Source organism: Paraburkholderia sp. USG1, assembly GCF_031570135.1.
Lineage (GTDB): Bacteria > Pseudomonadota > Gammaproteobacteria > Burkholderiales > Burkholderiaceae > Paraburkholderia > Paraburkholderia dioscoreae.
Genome location: NZ_JAMWXW010000034.1, coordinates 40,280 through 59,446 on the forward strand (window position 1 = coordinate 40,280; position 19,167 = coordinate 59,446).

The following is a 19,167-nucleotide window of genomic DNA, read 5'->3' on the forward strand; positions in this document are numbered from 1 at the left end:
TTCAGCCCCATGCCCTCATGGCCGCTCGCCGCGCGCCAACCTCGCCTCGATGTCGTAGACCACCGGCATCAGATCCGCGACGCTGTCGATCACATAATGCGCGCCCGCCGCCTGGAGCTTCTGGATCGCGGCGTTGCGACGCCATGCGAATTCATCCGGCGCTAAAGCCTTGACGTCGTATTCGGCCATGCCGAACGCATTGCCGCTCACCGCGACTCCGACCGTCCACGTGCCGCCATTGATTCCCTCTTCAATGCCGACCTCGGTGTCGTCGACCTTGATCGCTTCCTTCGCGCGCCAGACGCCCAACTCCGGCAATGTCCTGTAGATCATGTACGGCGACGGCCGCCCTTCCGGCGTATCGCCGGTGCACACGATACTGTCCGGTGAAAACCCCTGCGCCGCCGCGCCCGGCACGATCTCGGCCATGATCTCGCGCGTATAGCCGGTGGTCGTGCCGATCCGGATATCGTCGCCGCGCAGCGCGCTCGCCACCTCGGCCACGCCTGGAATCACCGAGCTATAGCTCGCCGCGACCGCGATGTTCTTCGGCACGAACACGTCGTACACGGCGTCGATATCCGCTTCATCGGGCGTGTGCCCGTACTTGTCGGCCCATGCCTGCGCGACGCGGGGCAGCGCCATCAGCGCCGCGATATGCGGGCGCTTGGCCATGCCCATCGGGCCGCGTGCTTCGTCGATCGTGATGGGCACGCCGAACTGCCCGAATGTCTCCACAAAGGCGCCCATCGGCGCCAACGAACCGTAATCGACCACGGTGCCGGCCCAATCGAAAATCACCGCTTTCACGTGTTTCATTGACTTCTATCCTTCGGAGGTTCCAAAGCTCGCGCAGCGTGCCGCGCGTTTTTCATGACGTGCTGTCCGCGTGACCGCTACCCGGCCCACGCACCGCACGGCCAGACACGGTTCTTCAGGCCGCCTCGGCCAACGTCTTGCGCTCTTCGAGCGCCGCGGCGGGCGGCGCGGCATGCGCGACGTTCATCGTGCGCAGCGAGCTGGCGCACGCCTCCACCACGCGGCGCATCACGTGCTCGTCCACCTGCCCGATGCAGCCGATACGGAAGCTGTCCACCACCGTCAACTTGCCTGGATAGATGATGAAGCCCTGCTGCTTCATCAATTCATAGAAGGTTTCGAACCTGAACGATGGATGCGCGGGCGCAAAAAAAGTCACGATGATCGGCGAGCGCCAGCGTGCATTCAGCAACGGCTCGAAGCCGAGTTCGCGCATGCCGGCCACGAGCACGTCGCGATTGTTCGCGTAACGCGCGAGGCGCCCGGCCTGTCCGCCTTCGAGCTTATGCAGACGCAGCGCTTCGATAAACGCGGCCACCGTATGCGTGGGCGGCGTGAAGCGCCACTGGCCGGTGCGATTCATCACGTCCCATTGATCGTAGACGTCGAGCGCGAGCGAGTGACTGCGGCCCTTCGCTTCCTGCAACGCACGCTTGCGCGCGATCACGAAGCCGAAACCGGGCACACCCTCGATACATTTATTCGCCGACGACACGAAAGCCTCGCAGGCAATCTCACGCACGTCGAGCGGCACCGCACCGAAGGCGCTCATCGAATCGATCAGCAGCTTGCGGCCTTTCTTCGCGGTGGCGGCGGCGATCTCTTCGAGCGGATTGAGAATGCCCGAACTGGTTTCGCAATGCACGGCGACCACATGCGTAATGCGCGAATCGGCGTCCAGCATGCGTTCTATTTCAGCACCGCGCGGCGGCAAATAATCGCCCTTGTCCAGCACCGTGCAGGCGCGGCCGAGATAGCCGAGCGTGGTCGCGATGCGCTTGCCGTATGCTCCGTTGGCGAGCACGAGCGCGTGAGCGTCGCGCGGAATCAGGCTGCCTAGCATTGCTTCGACGCAATAGCTGCCGCTGCCTTGCAGCGGCACGCAGTCGTATTCGCCCGCCGTGTCGCCGGCGATTTCCAGCAGACTGCTGCGCAGCAGCGCGGTCATCGCGCGAAAATCGCCGTCCCACGAGCCCCAGTCGCGCAGCATCGCCTCTTTGGTCGAGAATGCCGTGGTGAGCGGTCCAGGCGTCAGCAGATACGGCTCGCCCCCAGGCGGCTTCGCGCACGTGAGCACGGCGGATCCTGCGGCGCTCACGGCTCGGGAACGGTCGGTCACGCTGTCCATGTTCGGCATTGCTGTTTCGGTGGCTCATTTTGGTAACTCACACAGTACAGAAACGCGTTACATCGGTAAAATCGATATAATCGATAGAGGTATCGCAATAACTTATACCTCAGTGAGGCACACGTGCAATACGCGCAATTGCGAGCGTTTCATGCGGTCGCGGAACATGGCGGGTTTTCCAAGGCGGCGCAGGCGCTTTCGCTCACCCAGCCGGCCGTGTCGGATCACGTGCGGCGGCTGGAACAGGATTACGGCGTCAAACTGTTCGAGCGCGGGCCGCGCGGCGTCGAGACCACGGAACTCGGTCTGCGTCTTTTCAGCGTGACGCGGCAGATGCTCAGTTGCGAGCGCGACGCGCGGCAACTGCTCGAATCGGCGGCCGGCCTCGAATCCGGCTCGCTCTCGCTGGTGGCGGACGCGCCCGATCTGGCGGTCGCGCTGATCGGCGCGTTTCGCAAGCTGCACCCCGGGATCGTCGTGACGCTGTCCATCGCCAACGCCGCGGATTGCATGCAGCGCGTGCTATCGAGCGCCGTGGACGCGGCCATTACCGCCGCACCGCAAGTGCATAGCCGGCTGGAAGCGCGCGTGTTGCGGCGCGATCCGCTGGTGGCAATGGTGCCGGCGAGCTACCCGGTGGCGAAGAAACGCAAGCTGAGCTACGCGGAACTGGTACAGCAGCCGATGATTTTCCGCGAGGCGCAATCCGTCACGCAGCAGTTGCTCGAGATCGAACTGGTGCGTGAATCGCTGCAAGTGGAACCGGTGATGTACGTGGACGGCCGCGAGGCGCTCGAAGAAGCGGTCGCGCAAGGCATGGGCGTGGGGGTGATTGCACGCGCCGAATTCAACGAATCGCGGCGGATCAGAATGATTCCGTTGCAGGACTGTCGGGTGCAGATGATCGAATCGCTGACGCGGCTCGCCGAGCGGCCCGGATCGAATCTGCTGGACGCGTTGTTTGCGGTGGAGTTGACGAAGCCGGCGCCGGCCACCTCCGCTCGATAAAACGGACAGCCGCCCGCCGGGCGCAGCCTGCGGGCGGCTTTCTTCATGCCGCGCGAGATGGCGTGACGCTATCCGCCCGCGCCACCTGCTTTCGCGTCGCGCTGCTTAACGCGAGCCGCCGCTCGCAATCAGGCTTTCTCCGGTCAGCCAGCGCGCGTCGTCGGAAGCGAGGAAGGTGACGACATCGGCGATATCGTCCGGCTGGCCGATGCGGCCGAGCGGCGTCGTGCTGACCGCCCACGTTTCGAAATCGGAACCGAGAATGCCTGCGGTATGGGTGCCTTCCGTCGCAACCATGCCCGGATTCACGGAGTTGACGCGGATCTTGCGCGGGCCGAGTTCGCGTGCGAGCACACCGGTAATGCCGTCCACCGCGCCTTTGGTCGCGGTATAAACCGCGCTGCCCGGCGGCGTGATGCGGCTCACCACCGAGCTGATGTTGACGATGCTCGCGCCTTCACCCAAATGCTTGACCGCGGCCTGCGTGGTCAGCAGCAGACCCAGCACATTCACGTTGAAGTGCTTATGGAAATGCTCTTCGGTGATTTCTTCGATCGGCGCGAATTCATACACGCCCGAGTTGTTGACGAGAATGTCGAGGCGGCCATACGTTTCCACCGCGGCATCGATAATGCCTTGTGCGTCCGCTGCTTTGGACACGTCGCCTGCCACGGCCACCGCCTTGCCGCCCGCGGCAGTAATCGCCGCGACCACGCTCTCCGCACCCGTCTTGCTCGACGAATAGTTCACCACCACGGAGGCACCCTGGGCCGCCAATGCCTTGGCGATAGCCGCACCGATACCTTTCGACGCGCCGGTTACCACCGCAACTTTACCTGTGAGCTTGCTCATGATCGATTCCTTTAAATGGGATTTGCGCCGGTGCTGTCGCGAAGATTCGCGGGCTGCATTGGAAATCCAGTGGCGCTGTCACTGGTGACAATGTAGGCAGGTTGAGCAGGCGGATAAAGCGGCTGGAGGCGAACAGATACGTCGGTTGAGCCGAACAATCGGTGGATGCGTGCTACGAATGGCTGAAAGGCTTGCTGCGGGAAGCGGTGTCATCCGCCGGATCGAATGGATGGATCGCTAGCAAGCGGGCGCATAAGCTCGCACAGAGCGCATACTGGCCTGCGCTGTCAGGCGAGGCGGTTCAGACAATGCATTGGATTCAGTCCCTACGCATCAGCATAATCTGCACGGCCACGCTGGCAAGCACCGCCAGCGCACCGAGCGTATCCAGAATAGTGGACCACACGATCTCGCTCCTTCCATGTTCGCTTTCGTCATTGCCTGATTAAACGAATGCGCGTGTCATGAATTGAATGCCCAGTCCGGGCAGGCAGAAGCCGTGATTGAAGTGATGCCCGCCATTGTCCACCTGAACGCAATGGCGCGACCGCAAGAGGCGCTAGTGCGGCATCTGGCGGAATTCGAAGCTGCGGCTCTCATACTCCGCATTACCCGATTATCAGTCAGACTTATCCGACTTATCATTTTTTATCGATTTGCCTGATTTGGTGCGGTTTCTTATCCTTGACACACAACCGCATGCGACCCGATGCATGCACCGTCCGCTCCCCTTGCCGGCAAGATCATGGAAAGAACCACCTTCAACGTGCGCGTCGACAGCGTCCGCGACGAGGCGCATGGCGTGCGCTCCTTCAGCGTGTCGCGTCTGGACGGCCAACCGTTCGACCACTACGAGGCCGGCGCGCACATCGACGTCACCGGCCCCTCCGGCGTCACGCGGCAATATTCGCTGTGCGGCGACCCGGATCATCGTGAAGCACATGTGTTTGCCGTGAAGCGCGAAGCGACTTCGCGGGGCGGCTCACGTTCGCTGCATGACGATGTCACGGTCGGCAGCGAATTGACCGTCGGTGCGCCGCGCAACCTGTTCCAGCTCGCGCAGCACGCCCGCGAACATATTCTGCTGGCCGCGGGTATCGGTGTGACGCCGCTCCTGAGTATGGCGTACCGTCTGCTCGAGCAGCGGCAGCGTTTCGCGCTGCACTATTTCGCTCGCAGCGCCGAACATGCGGCGTTTTTGCAGCTGCTTTCACGCGCGCCGTTTAGTGACTACGTGACGCTCCACTTCGGCGTTGCGCGCGACCAGCTCGATGCGGTGCTCGGCAGTTGTCTCGCGAATGCGCGCGAGGGCACGCATCTCTATACCTGCGGGCCGGCGCCTTTCATGGAACGTGTGGTGGCGATCGGCGAAACGCGCGTTGCGCCGGAGGCGATCCATCTCGAACGATTCGCGGCTGACCCGGTCTCCGCCACGAGCGCTCAGACCGCCGCGCTCGATACGTTCGACGTGCAGATCGCGAGTAGCGGCGCAACCGTGCGCGTGGACAAGGACACGACGATCGTCGCGGCGCTGGCGTCGATCGGCATTGAAGTGGATACGTCGTGCGGCGAAGGCGTCTGCGGCACCTGTATGGTCGACGTGCTGAGCGGCACACCCGAGCATCGCGACCATTGCCTGAGCAAAGCGGAACGGGCGGGCGGCAAGGTGATCTGCTGCTGCATTTCGCGCGCGGCGTCGCCGGTTCTTGTGCTGGATCTTTGACGCGCCTCGCTTTTTCACCGCCATGCCGGTTTCCACAGCGGCAGCGGCAGCGATCACGTAAGCCAACGAGGTGCCGCAATCGCGGCACCTTCGCGATCGCATGTCCTTACCGGTCGTCGTCGCGAATCGACGACGCATGCCGGCACAACGCGCGCACTTCGACATCCATATACGGAAACAGCGGCAACTGGCTCAGCACGTCGTGCAGATGCGCGGGGCTCTCCACGTCGAATACGCTGATATTCGCATAGCGCCCGGCAATCCGCCACAAGTGTCGCCACACGCCTTCCTGTTGCAGCCTTTGCGACATCGCCTTCTCATCGGCCTTCAGGCGAGCCGCGCGTTCGGCATCCATATCGACCGGCAGATTGACGGTCATTTCAACGTGAAACAGCATGCTTGCTCCTATCCCTGATCGATGACAAAAAAGCCCTGGCGGCCCGGCCGATCTCGCCGCGCAACCAGGGTTGACAGATTCATGCGGTACGTCCAGCCCTTTTCTGCCGAGAATCAGGCTTCAGCGCGCAGGCGCTCCACTTCGGCATCCGGCAGGTTGTCGCGTTCCTTGAACAGCGTGAAGTCGAAATCGATCAGCGCGAAATTGCCGTCCACGCCATACGGTTTGCCTTCGGCACCCTCGGCCTGCTTGACCGCCGGCACGAGTCCGTCGCGCGTGGCGAACGCGAAGTCGTCCCACAGATACGGATCGCCGTCGATGTTGATCTGCGTGGTCAGCTTGCGGAACCCCGGCGCGGAAACGAAAAAGTGAATATGCGCCGGACGATGCCCATGACGGCCGAGCTGATCGAGCAGCAACTGTGTCTGCCCTTGCGGCGGCACGCTATAGCCGACCGGCACGACGCTGCGGAAGCTGTACCTGCCTTCTGTGTCGGTGCGGATCGAGCGGCGCAGATTGAAGGCCGGTTGCGATTTGTCGAAGTACGAGTAGTTGCCGAGATGATTCGCGTGCCACACTTCCACGAGCGCGTGCGCCAAAGGCTTGCCGTCTTCGCCCAGCACGCGGCCGCGCATGATCAGCGTCTGACCCGGATCGGTGCCGTCGTCGAGCCGCGCATGCCCTTCGGAGAGCGGCGCGCCGGCCACGTACAACGGACCTTCGATGGTGCGCGGCGTGCCGCCTTCGATGCCGGCCTTTGCCTCCGCTTCATCCAGACGCAGATCGAGAAAATGCTCGAAGCCCAGCCCCGCGGCCAGCAGGCCGAGCTCGCCGCTCTTGCCCGCGTCGCCGAGATAGTTCAGCGCGGTCCAGAATTCGGCGGGCTGCACGTCGAAGTCTTCGATCGTATAGAACAGATCCTGCACGATCCGGTTGACGATCTGCCTGGTGCGCGGATTGCCTGCGTGGGTGGCGCTGTCGTTGATCTTCTGGAGCAACGCGTCGATAGCTTGCCTGTTCATGGGGTATCTCCTTCGTATGATGTTCTGGATGGCTAACGGATGAGCCTTCAGTTCGTGGTAACGCTGGCGCCTTTGCGCGTATCGCGTCGCAGGCGGTCGATCTTGTCCCAGTCGAGCGTAATGCCAAGACCCGGACCTTGAGGCAGGTGCAGCGCAAAATTCTCGTAGCGCAGCGGTTCGGTGAGAATTTCTTCGGTCAGCAACAACGGGCCGAACAGTTCGGTGCCCCACTTCAATTCGCCGAAGGTGCTGAAAAGTTGCGCCGAAGCCATTGTGCCCACCGCGCCTTCGAGCATGGTGCCGCCATACAGGTCGATATTCGCGGCCGAGGCGATGCCCGCCACTTGCGCCGCGCCCACGAGGCCGCCCGATTGCGCGATCTTCACGGCGAAGACATCGGCGGCACGGGCGCTGGCAATCGCGAATGCATCGGCCGGACCGTGCAGCGCTTCGTCGGCCATGATCGGCACTTGAGCGAGGTCGGTCAGACGCTTGAGGCCGGTGCGGTTTTCCGCGGCAATGGGCTGCTCGATCAGTGCCACGCCCGCGTCGGCGAAACGCCGCGCGGCCCAGATCGTTTCCGATTCGGTCCATGCCTGGTTCACGTCGACCCGCACTTCGCCGCGCCCTTCCAGCGCTTTCCTGATGGCGACGACATGCGCCACGTCGTCTGCCAGCGCGCGCGAGCCGATCTTCAGCTTGAACACCCGATGCCGCTTCGTCTCGTACACCTGCTCGGCTTCATCGATATCGCGCTTCGTGTCGCCGCTCGCGAGCGTCCACGCCACCTCCATGCAATCGCGCACACGGCCGCCGAACAGTTCCGACAGCGGCACGCCGAGGCGCTGTGCCTGCGCATCGAACAGCGCCGTTTCCAGCGCGGATTTCGCAAAGCGGTTGCCCTGAAACAGCTCGCGCAGTTTCGCCATCGCGGCGCCCGGACGCGTTGCGTCCAACCCTTTGAGCAACGGCGCGAAATAGGTGTCGATGTTGACCTTGATACTTTCCGGGCTTTCCTCACCGTAAGCGAGGCCGCCGATGGTGGTGCCCTCGCCCACGCCGACTACCCCGTCGGCGCAACGGATGCGCACCAGCACCAGCGTCTGGCAATTCATCGTTGCGACCGAGAGGCGGTGCGGACGGATCGTCGGTACGTCGACGAGAATCGTCTCCACGCTCTCGATCTTCACGGGTGTTGCTATCATTCGTTGCCCTCCTGAACTGCCTGACCGGGAGCCCCCATATTAGAAACAAACCCGCGAAGCAGTCCAACACCGATTCCGACTACTTCCATACCTTAGAGGTATGCATGGAACTTCGCCAACTCCGCTATTTCATCGCGGTCGCGGAAGAAATGAACATCACGCGGGCCGCCAATCGCCTGCACATGACGCAGCCGCCGCTCAGCCGGCAGATCCAGCAGATCGAAGAAAACGTCGGCCTGCCGCTGTTCGAGCGCGGCTCGCGGCCATTGCGGCTGACCGAAGCCGGCCGCATTTTCTATGCGCAGGCAAAGCGCCTGATCGACGAAGCGGACGAGCTCGGCCCCCTCACGCGGCGCCTCGCGCAACTGGCCGAGCGCGTCGTGATCGGCTTCGTGCCGTCGACGCTCTACGGCGCGCTGCCCGCCGTGATCCGTGCGTTTCGTGAAGCCGCGCCGCATATCGAACTCTCGCTGATCGAAATGTTCACGATCGAGCAGCTCGGGGCGCTCAAGGGCGGCCGCATCGACGTGGGCTTCGGCCGCCTGCGCTTCGACGACGCGCAACTCGCGCGCGAAGTCCTCGTCGAAGAACGGATGATTGCCGCGCTGCCGCAAGACCACCCGCTGGCGCGCCAGAAGAAAGCGCTGACACTGGCGGCGCTCGCGCAGGAAACCCTGATCGTCTATCCCAGCACGCCGCGGCCGAGCTATGCCGACCAGCAGCTATCGGCCATGCACGATCATGCGCTGGAGCCGAAGGCAATTCATGAAGTGCGGGAATTACAGACCGCGTTGGGTCTGGTCGCGGCACAAGTGGGCGTGTGTCTGGTGCCGGAAAGCGTGGAGGGTTTGCGCGCGCACGGCGTAGTGTACCGGCCGATTCCGTCAGCCAACGTTGCTTCGCCGATCATCATGAGCCGCCGTTTGCAGGACGAATCGCCGACCACCACCTTGCTCTGTTCGCTCGCACGTGAGCTGTTCAAACGGGTTTAACGCGGCCGCGCAGTCACTTCCCGTCGAAGCGCCGCACGATATCCGCCATCAGGTTGCGCAACCACACGTTGCCCTCGTCCTGATCGAAATGCTCGTGCCAGTGCATCGTCACGGCCGCGATCGGCAAGGTCACGGGCAACTCGTAGATCTGAAAATTGCCGCCGCGATTGAAAATCTGCGCAAGACGCCGCGGCAGTGTGGCGAACAGATCGGTGACGGCCAGCACGCTCGGCAAAGCCACGAAATGCGGTAGTTCCAGCGCGATATGACGCCCGACGCCCTGCGCGCGGAATTCGTCGTCGAGCGCGCGGTGGCTATGCTCCACCGAAGTGATCTGCACGTGCGAAGCATCCAGAAACGCCTTCAGGCTCAGCTCCTTCGTGCGCGGCAACCCGCGGCGCTTCCTCGTCATGCATACGTAGGTCTCTTCGAACAGCGCCTGATGCCGTGTGCGTGCGGTCAAAGTGGGCAGATTGCCGATGGCGAAATCGAGCCGGCTCGCACGCAATGCGTCTTCGATTTCCTCGACCGGCAACGGCTCGATGCGCAATCTCACGCGCGGCGCCTGCTGGTGCAAAGCCTCGCAAATGGGCGGCAGATAGGCGAGCTCGCCCGCGTCCGAAAGCGATACGCGGAACGTGCGCGTGCTTACCGCCGGGTCGAAATGTTCCGCGTAGCGCAGCGCCTCGCGCACCGTGTCCAGCGCGCGAGCCACGATAGCCGACAGTTCCAGCGCAATCGGCGTGGGCTGCATGCCGGCGCGTGTGCGGATAAAGAGCGGGTCGTCGAATAGCGTGCGCAAACGCCCCAGCGAATAGCTGATGGCGGGCTGCGACAACGCCAGCCGCTCGCCCGCCCGGGTCAGGCTGCGCTCTTCGACAATCGCCTGAAAAACGCGCAGCAGGTTGAGGTCGACTTGATCCAGCGAATTCATCAAGATATCCATGCGATTGATTTTATATTTTATTTTAGATCAATTTGACGCATATCAACGGGTCGGCGAGACTGCCCTTCATCCAACACCCCCACCTGCACAGCCATGAGCGAATCCCCGTATCAGAGCGTCGACGCGAGCGCGTTGTATCAGCGCGCGCAGTCCGATCGCGTGGCCCCGTCGCTGTACTACGACCCGGCCGTTTTCGAAGCGGAACTCGAACGCATTTTCTACAAGACATGGGTCTGGGTCGCGCACGAAAGCGAATTGCCGAATCCGGGCGACTTCTGCACCACCGCGATCGGCCGTCAGCCGGTGATCGTGGTGCGCGACAAGACCGGCGCGGTCAACGTCTTGCAGAACCGCTGCCGCCACCGCGGCGCAACCGTCTGCGAACAGCACAAGGGCAACGCGAAAGGCTTCACCTGCCCTTATCACAGCTGGACCTATGGTCTCGACGGCGCGTTGCGCGCGCTGCCGTACGGCGACGGTTACGAAGGCGTGATCGACAAGACCGAGCTGCCGCTCGCCAGTCTGCGCGTGGGCATCTATCAAGGCCTGATTTTCGCGAGCTTCAATCAGGAGATCGAGCCGCTCGAAGCATTCCTCGGCGGCGCGAAACCGTGGATCGACCTGTTCATGAAGCAAGGCGCCGGCTATCCGGTCAAGACCAACGGCGAGCATCGCTTCCGCTTCAACGGCAACTGGAAGATCCAGCTCGAGAACACCACGGATCTGTATCACTTCCCCGTGGTTCACAAGTCGTGGATGAAATCGATCGACGACGAAACCGCCGCCGCGATCACGAGCTTCATGACGAGCGACGAGGCCTTCTGCCGCTCGCTCGGCAACGGCCACAGCCTCGCGGTGCTGATGCCGGAACTCGTCGATCTCGACCACGATGACGGCGCGCCGATCCCCGAGCGCTTCGAAGAACTCGCCGCGTCGCTCGCGAAGGACCACACGCCGGACGAAGTGCGTCGTATCGTGCGCTCGCTGATGGGCGTCGGCTTCAATCTGAATCTGTTTCCGAACCTCGCGCTGTCGATGGCGTTTTTCCGCGTACTACGGCCCATTTCCGCGAACGAAACCGAGATCCGTCACGTCGCCCTCGCAATGGACGGCGGCCCCGAGGAAGCGAACCGCGTACGCCTGCGCATTCACGAACACTTCCAGGGCCCGTTCGGTTTCGGCAGTCCGGACGACGCCGAAGCGTGGGAGCGCGTGCAGCGCGGCTCGCACGCCGGCCCCGATCTGCCGATTCTGGTGAACCGCGGCCTGAATCGCGAGAGCACGGCGCCGAATGGCGAAAAAACCGCCCACGCCACGGACGAAACCGGCATGCGCGAAGCGTACGCGCAATGGCGCACGATGATGGAGCAGGCATGATGGACGACAGGAACACGCTGTTTTCGCAGAAGACTTTCACTGGCGCGATCGAACTCATCTGGCGCGAAGCGGAACTGCTGGACCGCAAGGACTATCGCGAGTGGCTGTCGCTGTGGGATCCCACGGGCTTCTACGTGGTGCCGATCGAGCACGACACCACCGACTTCGCCGCCACGCTGAACTATGCCTACGACGATCAGGACATGCGCGAAAAACGCGTGCAGCGCATGACGTCCGGCTATTCGGTATCGGCCGCCGACGCGGCCCGCACCGTGCGCACCGTGTCGCGTTTCACGCTCACCAGCGAAGCGGGCGACGAAGTCACGGTGAATTCGGCGCAAGTGATCGTCGCCTTCAAGCGCGGCAAGTCGACGCTGTTCGCGGCGGACCTCACGCATCGCATCAGTTTCGCGAGCGGAGAGCCGCGCATCGTGCAGAAAGTGATCCGCCTGATCGATTCGACCGAAGCGTTGAGCGCGATCGGCTTCCTGCTCTGAACCCCAAAAAACCAGCGAGCACGACGATGCCAAACGACACGTTTTCTCCCACAGCCGGATCGCCTCCCGTATCCGCCGCGCCGGCTACCTCGCGGACCTTGCGGCGCATCATCGTCGCCTCCGTCCTCGGCAATGCGCTCGAGTGGTACGATTTTTTTCTGTACGGCACCGCCGCCGCACTGATCTTCGGACCGCTGTTCTTCCCGCTGCACGGCGACCCGCTGCTGGGCACCCTCGCCGCGTTCGCCGGCTTCGCGATCGGCTTTCTGGCGCGGCCGCTGGGCGGCATCGTGTTCGGCCATATCGGCGACCGCCACGGCCGCAAAGGCGCGCTCGTCGTCACGCTGATGATGATGGGCGTGGCGACCTTCGGCATCGGCCTGCTGCCCACGTTCTCGCAGATCGGCTTTCTCGCGCCCACGGCGCTCGTGTGTCTGCGCGTCGTGCAGGGCGTCGCGTCGGGCGGCGAATGGGGCGGCGGCGTACTGCTGATCAGCGAAAGCGCCCCGGCCAACCGGCGCGGCTACTACGCGGCGTTCAGTCAGTTGGGCGTGGCGGGCGGCTTCGTGTTGTCGGCGGCCGCGTTCTATCTTGTGCAGCGCTTGCCGCTCGAAAGCTTCATGTCCTGGGGCTGGCGCGTGCCGTTTCTGGCCAGCGTGCTGATTTTCGGCGTGGGCGTGTACATTCGCCGACGCCTGCCCGAAAGCCGCGATTTCACCGCCGCCAAACCGAAGCACATGCCCGTGCTGACGGTGCTGCGCAATCATCCGAAGCAGGTATTGCAGGCTATGGGGCTGCGTGTCGCCGAAAACGGCGGGACGTATATCTTTCTTTCGTTCGTGCTGGTGTACGGCAAGACGATCGGCGTGCCCGTTTCGGTGATGCTCGGCGGCGTCATGATCGCCATGCTGCTCGAACTCGTCACGATCGTGTTGTGGGGACGTCTGTCGGACCTGATCGGACGGCGGCCGGTGTATATGATCGGCGCGCTCGGGCTGGTGGTGATCGCGTTTCCCGCGTTCTGGCTGATCGACACGCACCAGCCGATGCTCGTGTTCCTTTCGCTCGCGTTGGGCCTGCCCTTCTGTCACGCCGCGATGATCGGTACGCAGCCGGCATTGATGGGCGAATTGTTTCCCACGGAAGTGCGCTACTCGGGCATGGCGCTCGGTCACGAGATTGCCTCGGTATTTTCCGGCGGGCTCGCGCCGCTCGTGGCTACCGCTCTGTATGCGAAAGTGCGTGCGCCGTGGCCGGTCGCGCTGATGCTGATCGGCTTCGGGCTGATTACCGCGCTTACGCTCGTGACCATTCCTCGCAACACCAGCGCTACGCATGATTGAGTTGCGATTTACCCGCCGGCGCGACTCGATGGTCGTGACCAGCACGCGTTTCCAGGTGAAGGCGGCTGCAACCGCGCCGTCGGCGGCACGATGTTCGCAAGCGTTGCGTCGATTCCGGGCCACCTGTAGGCCACTTTCCAGTTGATCCGTCATCCTGACGATTGCGGTTGCAAGGAGCAGCGCCTCATGTCCGATACCTCAACGCCGCCGCTGCGCGTTCTGTTCTGCTGCGGCGTCACGCAGAATTTCTTCGATCTGCCGCGCGAGCAGATCGGTGAAGTCTGGCAGGCCTACGGCAAGATGCTGGCCGCCGTCGAGTCGATGGAAGGCGTCAAGGTACTCGGCATCATGGACGACGACCGCCTCACCGTGGGCCATGCCGACAATTCGCCGTGGACCTTTTACATCATGGCCGACGTGCGCGATTTCGACACCACCGTGGCCGTATGCAACCTGTATCGCACCACGCCGGTGGGCGAATACAACCTGTGGCGCTATGGGAAGATCGAAGCGCGTGTCGGCCGCGCGCTGCAAGTGCCGCCGCAACATGCCCATGCAGCCTGAGCGTGACGCCATGAACGCCACTCCCGCGACGCTTGCCATGCTGACCGAACGGCTTGCCGCGCTCGACGCCGAATCCGCGGTACGCCGCACGATGGCGCGTTATATGGCGCTATGCGACGTGCCGTGCAGCGCGCTCGAAGGCGAGTCGCTCGCCGCGCTTTTTACCGCCGACGCGATCTGGGAAGGCATCGGCCCGCAGTACGCGAGCAAGTTCGGTCGCCTGACGGGCCACAGCGAAATCCTGACGATGCTCACGCGCTATCTGCCGCCCTCGCCGCACTTCTCGGTGAACGTGCACTTTCTCACGTCGGAAACCATCGACGTGCGGGGTGCGAACGCGAAAGGCCGCTGGATCATGCTGCAGGCTTCGAGCTATGTCGATGCGCAAGCCGAACTGATCGCGGCGCGCCTGGAAGTGGATTTCGCGCCGGCCTGCAATGGCCGTGACTGGCTCATCACGCACTTTCGCACGGAACGCCTGTTCGACGCGCCGTGGCAAGTCAACGCAAGGAAACCTCAAACATGAACGAGTTTATCCAGACGCTCTCGTTAGGCGGCACAGGTCCGAACATCGCGATCAAGGACACGATCGATATCGCCGGCTATGCCACCACCGCCGCGAGTCGCGCGCTGGCCGATACGCCGCCCGCGCAGCGGCATGCGCAGGTCGTCGAGCGGTTGCTGGCGGCGGGCTGGCATATCGTCGGCAAAACGAACATGCATGAACTGGCGTTCGGCATGACCGGCATCAACGACTACACCGGCACGCCGCAGAATCCGCAGGACGCTACGCGCATTCCGGGCGGATCGTCGAGCGGGTCGGCGGCCGCGGTCGGGCTGAAGCTCGCCGACGCCGCGCTCGGCACCGACACCGGCGGTTCGATTCGCGGTCCCGCCGCATGCTGCGGCGTGATCGGATTGAAGCCCACCTTCGGGCGCGTGTCGCGGCTCGGGGTGGCGCCGCGAGAATCCACGCTCGACTGTGTGGGGCCGTTTGCACGCGACATGCACATGCTCGCTGCCGCGATGCTCGCCATTGCCGCGGATTTCGATGTGAACGCCGCGCACGCATGGCAAGGCCCGTGCAAGGTCGGTATCGTGCAGGCCGAGGCAACGGCCGACATCCTCGCAGCCGTGGCACGCGCTGCCGACACGGCCGGCTGTACCGCGCATACGCTGCGGATCGAGGGTCTCGCAGCCGCCTTCGACGCGGGCCTCACCGTTATCAATGCCGAGACTTCGCACGCGTTCGGGCACCTGGTGGCCAGCGGGAAAATCGGTTCGGATCTCGACGCGCGCCTGCGCGCGGCGGCCAACACCACCGCCGCGCAAGTCGATGCGGCGGAACAGGTGCGCCGCCAGTTCACGGCGGCGGTCGATCATGCGCTCGACAACGCCGACGTGCTGATTCTGCCCACGCTGCCCGCGCTGCCCATCACACTCGAAGAAGCGCGCAGCGGCAAGTCCGTGATCGCCATGTCGTCGCTGATCCGGCCGTTCAATCTGAGCGGGCATCCCGCGTTGAGTTTGCCGCTACCCGTCGAAGGCTCGCCGCTCAAGGCGGGGTTGCAGATAATCGGACGCAAGGGGCATGACGAGCAGGTGTGCGCAATCGCGGCGCGTTTCGAAGCCGCCCTCGCCGCTTGACGCATGCTTCAGGTCATGCCGCTCGGGCGGCGGCTGTTTTATCCGGAGCGCAAGCAATGCAGAAGAGAGTCGTACTTGTCACCGGCGCCGCGCGTGGTCTGGGCGCCGCGATTGCCACGCGCTTTCATGCGGCGGGTTACGCGGTCGCGATCGGCGATATTGCATTCGATGCAGCACAAGCCCTCGCGCGCGATCTGAGCGCAGACGGTTCCAGCGCATTCGCACTGCATCTCGACGTCACCGCGAAGGCCGCTTTCACCGCTGCGCGCGAGGCCATTCTTCAACGCTGGGGCCGTGTCGACGCGTTGGTCAATAACGCGGGCGCCTCCAGAATCGTGTCCGTGATGGACATCACGGCGGAGCAATTCGATCAGGTCATCAACGTCAACTTGCGTAGCGTGCTGTTTGGCTGCCAGGTATTCGGCCAGCATTTCGCGGACACGGGCACGGGCCGCATCGTCAACATCGCGTCGCTCGCGGGACAGAACGGCGGCTCGGCAACCGGCGCGCATTACGCGGCGGCGAAAGGCGGCGTGATCACGCTCACCAAGGTGTTCGCGCGAGACCTCGGCGCCGCGGGCGTGACCGTCAACGCCATTTCGCCCGGACCGATGGATCTGCCGGTCGTACATGAAAGCGTGGCGCCCGACAAGCTGAAGGCGATGATCGCCAATATTCCCGCGGGCCGTCTCGGCTCAGCGGATTACGTCGCCGATGTTGCCGTGATGCTGGCGGCGGAAAATGCGTACTTCGCGAACGGCGCGTGCTGGGATGTGAACGGCGGGCTGTTCATGCGCTGACGGCTGAAGCCGGCTCACATTGCTGACCGCAGGCACTCGATATTGCATGCCACCGCTGACCGCATCCTGATCCCACACCGCCATGACATCGGCTGCGAGCGATACGGTTTCTCGACGAAATCAATCGCGGCCGTCGCCGATCGGTAAGGCGGGTGACGATGCTTGGCGTGCTCAGGCTTCGCCGTCCCACTGAACGAGCAGTTCAGCGGGAATGGCCTTGACCACTTCAGCATACCGCTTGCCCACCAGCAGTTCAGCACGCCTGAGCAGCAACGGAACCGGACTGCTCGGCTCGCTTTTCTCGAACCACTCGCGAGCCTGCCTGACCAGTTCGAGCGCGGCATGGCGATCTATGGGGGCTGTGCCGGCGCCCTCGCCTGCGGACATATCAATGTCGGCTCGTACCGCCTGCGCTTCGCGTGCGGCCGGGGAATCCCGCATCGCATCTTCCACGCGTTGGTCGACGCTCGACGGGTCGACCGTCACGATCCCCGCCTTCGCTCTCGCCGTACGCACGCCGCCTGGCGCGACATGGCGGAGCAACCGCCTCAGCGTGGACAGATCCGGCGCGTGCGCGCCCAGGTGTTCACGGCCCCATGTGTCGATCGCCGTCAGGCCTGCGAAGGCCTCGTCGAAACCCGCCAGCGTTTCCTGTTGCTGCGAACGCAGATCGTCGAGTTGCCGCGTCACCGATTCCGGCGCGAGCGCATCGCTCGGGCGGGGCTGCGCAAACGCCCGTTCAATGTCGCGCATCTGAAGCCGCGTGGCGGTCGCCTTCGTCAACGCGATTTCGCGCACATCCGCGAGCAGACCGTCCGCGTCGGTCAGTGCCTGCAATGCGTTCATGCGAATTTCGAGCGCGGCCTCGCGATCCGCGTCGACGCCGGGTTGCGGGTGAATCTGATCGGGAAACGCAGCCAGCCACGCGGCCAGCAGACCCACGCCCTCGGCAAGACCCGCCGCGCCGCCGAGCCGGGTACGGCAGCGCGCAAACAGCACGGCGAGACGCATGTCCTTGCTGCGCGCCATCAAACGCCGGCAGTCGCGATCGACGTCGCTCCAGTTGACGGGTTCCGGCGACCCCACGAAATCGCCGTATTGCGCGTCCTGCCTGGCGGTCATTTTCGCCGCGAGAACGACGAATTCCGGGTCGTATTCGAGGTCGATCCCGCACGGTGCGGCAGCGTCGACCGGCGTCATCCAGTCCTGCGACGTGGCGGCCTTGATCCGTTCGGGTTTCTGGTGGGAGGGTTTTCTGCTATTGCTCATTGTTGACCTTCATTGACCTTCACACTGCGTGCCATCGGATTTTCCGCGCTACAGGACCGCGCTCAGCCCGCGCGCATTCCGGTGACGTTCAACTGACTCGTTTCCAGATCGAGCGAGCTCTGCACCATGAATTCGAGCGGATAAGGATCCATGCGGATCATGCCGCGCACCTCGAATGCCAGCACGTTGTAGTGAACGGCGGCATCCACGCCGGCAAGCGGCGCAATGCTGAGCGAATCCGATATCAGACGCGGCTCGAACTCCGTAATCGCGGACCGGATGATCTTTTCGATGTCGTCCCACTTGCGCGCCGCAGTGAAAGCGCCGGCAAGCGGCGGCACGCCGAAATTCACAGTTGACGAAGCCGCGTGCGGATGCCGCTTGCGATCGATCAGGTCTTCCATGCTGGTGGTGTTCAGCAGGAATGCCAGGTCGCGCTGAACGATGTCGCGCATCTGCGAACGGGTCACCGTGTATTCACTGGGCGCTTCGGTCAGTCTTTGCGGCGCATCGTCACGCAGACGGTCGAGCAGTGTCGGCAGCAGGTGCGCGTTTGCCCGCCGGGGCGTGGCGCCGCCCTCACGCGTCAAACGCACCTCGCGGCGCATGGCCCTGGACGCTTGGTTAAACCTGTCCATTTGTACCGTCCTGCTGCCATTCGGGTTTGTTGGCGCGGGATAGCTGCACGTTCATCGAGCCCCTTCGTGTATCACGGAATGTTGTGCCGGCAACGGGCTGTCGAGTCCCAGCGTATGGTGTTCGCGCCGCGCCAGCGCCGGCGGCAACACGCGTGCGCGCCGTGCGGCCGCGGCGAGATACTCCTGCGGTGCGAACAGAGCCAGAACTTCGGGGACTGGCTCCGGCGCCGCGAAGTCAGCCTCCTGGCCTGCCGCGAGCGGGCCAAAGAGATCCTCCATGAAACGCGCACCGGACAGGAATGCCTCGATCGAGCCGATATGCGGTGTCTGCGTGCCCGCAGGCGCTTCGTCGGGCGAAGCTGGATGCACGCCGGCCGAAAACTCCGGCTGTCCTTCCCAACCTGCGGCAAGCGAAGCATTGGGGTCGTCGAGCGCACGGCGATACTGCTCGTGCAGCGCCTCGATCAAATCGTCGGCGCCTTTCTCCGCGCCCTCGCGTTCCTGCCGCGACGCGTCGCTATCCGAGGCCCGCGCGGCGCCGATCAGGCCAAATATCGCGTTGCTGCCTCGCAGATCTTCATCAATGCCGTACTCGGGATCGTATTCGCGGACGCTCGGGTGATCGCCAACTGTTTCGCGGCGGTTCGCATTCCGTTTCTGTCGCGCCTGGTTCAATGCGAGCGGACGCCTTGACGTCACGCCTGATAAGTCTGCTTGCCC

General features: G+C 63.7%; 20 protein-coding genes. 10 read left to right on the plus strand and 10 right to left on the minus strand.

Annotated elements, in window-relative coordinates; all coding sequences use genetic code 11:
• Positions 1-15: 15 nt before the first annotated feature.
• Together phnX and NE850_RS32665 are read right to left on the minus strand one after the other, a co-directional pair.
• A complete protein-coding gene (gene phnX, locus NE850_RS32660; RefSeq protein ID WP_007181837.1) occupies positions 16-819 on the minus strand; it encodes a phosphonoacetaldehyde hydrolase in 804 nt (267 codons plus the stop codon).
• 115 nt (positions 820-934) lie between these two features.
• Complete coding sequence (locus NE850_RS32665; protein WP_310699879.1) at positions 935-2,167, minus strand: 2-aminoethylphosphonate--pyruvate transaminase; 1,233 nt, start codon at positions 2,165-2,167, stop codon at positions 935-937.
• Positions 2,168-2,290: 123 nt separating this feature from the next.
• On the opposite strand from NE850_RS32665, the gene NE850_RS32670 reads away from it, so the two are divergent.
• Positions 2,291-3,175: a LysR substrate-binding domain-containing protein gene (locus NE850_RS32670; protein ID WP_310699874.1), complete on the plus strand. Its 885-nt coding sequence runs from the start codon at positions 2,291-2,293 to the stop codon at positions 3,173-3,175.
• A gap of 105 nt (positions 3,176-3,280) precedes the next feature.
• Here the strand turns inward: NE850_RS32670 and NE850_RS32675 are convergent, their stop codons facing one another.
• Positions 3,281-4,027, minus strand: a complete 747-nt coding sequence (locus tag NE850_RS32675; RefSeq protein WP_007181834.1) for a glucose 1-dehydrogenase — start codon at positions 4,025-4,027, stop codon at positions 3,281-3,283.
• A 745-nt stretch (positions 4,028-4,772) separates the two neighbouring features.
• Here NE850_RS32675 and NE850_RS32680 point away from each other — a divergent pair.
• Positions 4,773-5,750, plus strand: coding sequence for a PDR/VanB family oxidoreductase (locus tag NE850_RS32680; RefSeq protein WP_035518609.1), 978 nt, complete (start codon positions 4,773-4,775; stop codon positions 5,748-5,750).
• Between the two features lie 106 nt (positions 5,751-5,856).
• Here the strand turns inward: NE850_RS32680 and catC are convergent, their stop codons facing one another.
• From catC to NE850_RS32695, 3 genes are all read right to left on the minus strand, one after another.
• A complete protein-coding gene (gene catC, locus NE850_RS32685) occupies positions 5,857-6,147 on the minus strand; it encodes a muconolactone Delta-isomerase (protein ID WP_007181832.1) in 291 nt (96 codons plus the stop codon).
• Between the two features lie 113 nt (positions 6,148-6,260).
• On the minus strand, positions 6,261-7,169 hold the full coding sequence (gene catA, locus NE850_RS32690; protein ID WP_007181831.1) for a catechol 1,2-dioxygenase: 909 nt from the start codon (positions 7,167-7,169) through the stop codon (positions 6,261-6,263).
• A 47-nt stretch (positions 7,170-7,216) separates the two neighbouring features.
• A complete protein-coding gene (locus NE850_RS32695; RefSeq protein ID WP_007181830.1) occupies positions 7,217-8,374 on the minus strand; it encodes a muconate/chloromuconate family cycloisomerase in 1,158 nt (385 codons plus the stop codon).
• 104 nt (positions 8,375-8,478) lie between these two features.
• Between NE850_RS32695 and NE850_RS32700 the strand changes: the two genes are divergently transcribed.
• Positions 8,479-9,366: a LysR family transcriptional regulator gene (locus NE850_RS32700; protein WP_007181829.1), complete on the plus strand. Its 888-nt coding sequence runs from the start codon at positions 8,479-8,481 to the stop codon at positions 9,364-9,366.
• Between the two features lie 13 nt (positions 9,367-9,379).
• On the opposite strand, the gene NE850_RS32705 is transcribed toward NE850_RS32700, so the two are convergent.
• Positions 9,380-10,300 carry a LysR family transcriptional regulator gene (locus tag NE850_RS32705; protein WP_007181828.1) on the minus strand — a complete coding sequence of 307 codons (921 nt, stop codon included), beginning with the start codon at positions 10,298-10,300 and terminating at the stop codon, positions 9,380-9,382.
• A 105-nt stretch (positions 10,301-10,405) separates the two neighbouring features.
• On the opposite strand from NE850_RS32705, the gene NE850_RS32710 reads away from it, so the two are divergent.
• The 7 genes from NE850_RS32710 (at position 10,406) to NE850_RS32740 (ending at position 16,540) form a co-directional block, all read left to right on the plus strand.
• Positions 10,406-11,689 (plus strand): Rieske 2Fe-2S domain-containing protein, encoded by a 1,284-nt coding sequence (locus NE850_RS32710; protein ID WP_007181827.1) that lies wholly within the window; start codon positions 10,406-10,408, stop codon positions 11,687-11,689.
• Complete coding sequence (locus NE850_RS32715; protein WP_007181826.1) at positions 11,686-12,186, plus strand: aromatic-ring-hydroxylating dioxygenase subunit beta; 501 nt, start codon at positions 11,686-11,688, stop codon at positions 12,184-12,186. Before NE850_RS32710 ends, NE850_RS32715 begins: the two co-directional genes overlap by 4 nt.
• Before the next feature lie 26 nt (positions 12,187-12,212).
• Positions 12,213-13,529 (plus strand): MFS transporter, encoded by a 1,317-nt coding sequence (locus tag NE850_RS32720; protein ID WP_007181825.1) that lies wholly within the window; start codon positions 12,213-12,215, stop codon positions 13,527-13,529.
• A 186-nt stretch (positions 13,530-13,715) separates the two neighbouring features.
• A complete protein-coding gene (locus tag NE850_RS32725) occupies positions 13,716-14,093 on the plus strand; it encodes a hypothetical protein (RefSeq protein ID WP_007181824.1) in 378 nt (125 codons plus the stop codon).
• Between the two features lie 10 nt (positions 14,094-14,103).
• A complete protein-coding gene (locus NE850_RS32730; protein ID WP_007181823.1) occupies positions 14,104-14,619 on the plus strand; it encodes a nuclear transport factor 2 family protein in 516 nt (171 codons plus the stop codon).
• Positions 14,616-15,740 carry an amidase gene (locus tag NE850_RS32735; RefSeq protein ID WP_007181822.1) on the plus strand — a complete coding sequence of 375 codons (1,125 nt, stop codon included), beginning with the start codon at positions 14,616-14,618 and terminating at the stop codon, positions 15,738-15,740. The genes NE850_RS32730 and NE850_RS32735 overlap by 4 nt, the downstream gene beginning before the upstream one ends.
• Before the next feature lie 56 nt (positions 15,741-15,796).
• Entirely contained in the window at positions 15,797-16,540 is a 744-nt protein-coding gene (locus NE850_RS32740) for an SDR family NAD(P)-dependent oxidoreductase (RefSeq protein WP_007181821.1), read from the plus strand.
• Between the two features lie 171 nt (positions 16,541-16,711).
• Here the strand turns inward: NE850_RS32740 and NE850_RS32745 are convergent, their stop codons facing one another.
• The 3 genes from NE850_RS32745 to NE850_RS32755 form a co-directional block, all read right to left on the minus strand.
• A complete protein-coding gene (locus tag NE850_RS32745; RefSeq protein WP_165187451.1) occupies positions 16,712-17,740 on the minus strand; it encodes an ImpA family type VI secretion system protein in 1,029 nt (342 codons plus the stop codon).
• 131 nt (positions 17,741-17,871) lie between these two features.
• On the minus strand, positions 17,872-18,417 hold the full coding sequence (tssE, locus tag NE850_RS32750; protein ID WP_051059016.1) for a type VI secretion system baseplate subunit TssE: 546 nt from the start codon (positions 18,415-18,417) through the stop codon (positions 17,872-17,874).
• Positions 18,418-18,498: 81 nt separating this feature from the next.
• A complete protein-coding gene (locus NE850_RS32755; protein WP_310699875.1) occupies positions 18,499-19,146 on the minus strand; it encodes a TagK domain-containing protein in 648 nt (215 codons plus the stop codon).
• Between the last annotated feature and the right edge of the window lie 21 nt (positions 19,147-19,167).

What these genes read in the sequence shown, in the direction of transcription:
- NE850_RS32695 (WP_007181830.1), bottom strand. Translation starts at nt 8,374, where the DNA reads ATGATAGCAACACCCGTGAAGATCGAGAGCGTGGAGACGATTCTCGTC.
- NE850_RS32725 (WP_007181824.1), top strand. Translation starts at nt 13,716, where the DNA reads ATGTCCGATACCTCAACGCCGCCGCTGCGCGTTCTGTTCTGCTGCGGC.
- NE850_RS32675 (WP_007181834.1), bottom strand. Translation starts at nt 4,027, where the DNA reads ATGAGCAAGCTCACAGGTAAAGTTGCGGTGGTAACCGGCGCGTCGAAA.
- NE850_RS32710 (WP_007181827.1), top strand. Translation starts at nt 10,406, where the DNA reads ATGAGCGAATCCCCGTATCAGAGCGTCGACGCGAGCGCGTTGTATCAG.
- tssE (WP_051059016.1), bottom strand. Translation starts at nt 18,417, where the DNA reads ATGCGCCGCGAGGTGCGTTTGACGCGTGAGGGCGGCGCCACGCCCCGG.
- NE850_RS32740 (WP_007181821.1), top strand. Translation starts at nt 15,797, where the DNA reads ATGCAGAAGAGAGTCGTACTTGTCACCGGCGCCGCGCGTGGTCTGGGC.
- NE850_RS32665 (WP_310699879.1), bottom strand. Translation starts at nt 2,167, where the DNA reads ATGGACAGCGTGACCGACCGTTCCCGAGCCGTGAGCGCCGCAGGATCC.
- NE850_RS32735 (WP_007181822.1), top strand. Translation starts at nt 14,616, where the DNA reads ATGAACGAGTTTATCCAGACGCTCTCGTTAGGCGGCACAGGTCCGAAC.
- NE850_RS32705 (WP_007181828.1), bottom strand. Translation starts at nt 10,300, where the DNA reads ATGAATTCGCTGGATCAAGTCGACCTCAACCTGCTGCGCGTTTTTCAG.
- NE850_RS32745 (WP_165187451.1), bottom strand. Translation starts at nt 17,740, where the DNA reads ATGACGCCGGTCGACGCTGCCGCACCGTGCGGGATCGACCTCGAATAC.
- NE850_RS32680 (WP_035518609.1), top strand. Translation starts at nt 4,773, where the DNA reads ATGGAAAGAACCACCTTCAACGTGCGCGTCGACAGCGTCCGCGACGAG.
- NE850_RS32730 (WP_007181823.1), top strand. Translation starts at nt 14,104, where the DNA reads ATGAACGCCACTCCCGCGACGCTTGCCATGCTGACCGAACGGCTTGCC.
- catC (WP_007181832.1), bottom strand. Translation starts at nt 6,147, where the DNA reads ATGCTGTTTCACGTTGAAATGACCGTCAATCTGCCGGTCGATATGGAT.
- phnX (WP_007181837.1), bottom strand. Translation starts at nt 819, where the DNA reads ATGAAACACGTGAAAGCGGTGATTTTCGATTGGGCCGGCACCGTGGTC.
- catA (WP_007181831.1), bottom strand. Translation starts at nt 7,169, where the DNA reads ATGAACAGGCAAGCTATCGACGCGTTGCTCCAGAAGATCAACGACAGC.
- NE850_RS32720 (WP_007181825.1), top strand. Translation starts at nt 12,213, where the DNA reads ATGCCAAACGACACGTTTTCTCCCACAGCCGGATCGCCTCCCGTATCC.
- NE850_RS32715 (WP_007181826.1), top strand. Translation starts at nt 11,686, where the DNA reads ATGATGGACGACAGGAACACGCTGTTTTCGCAGAAGACTTTCACTGGC.
- NE850_RS32700 (WP_007181829.1), top strand. Translation starts at nt 8,479, where the DNA reads ATGGAACTTCGCCAACTCCGCTATTTCATCGCGGTCGCGGAAGAAATG.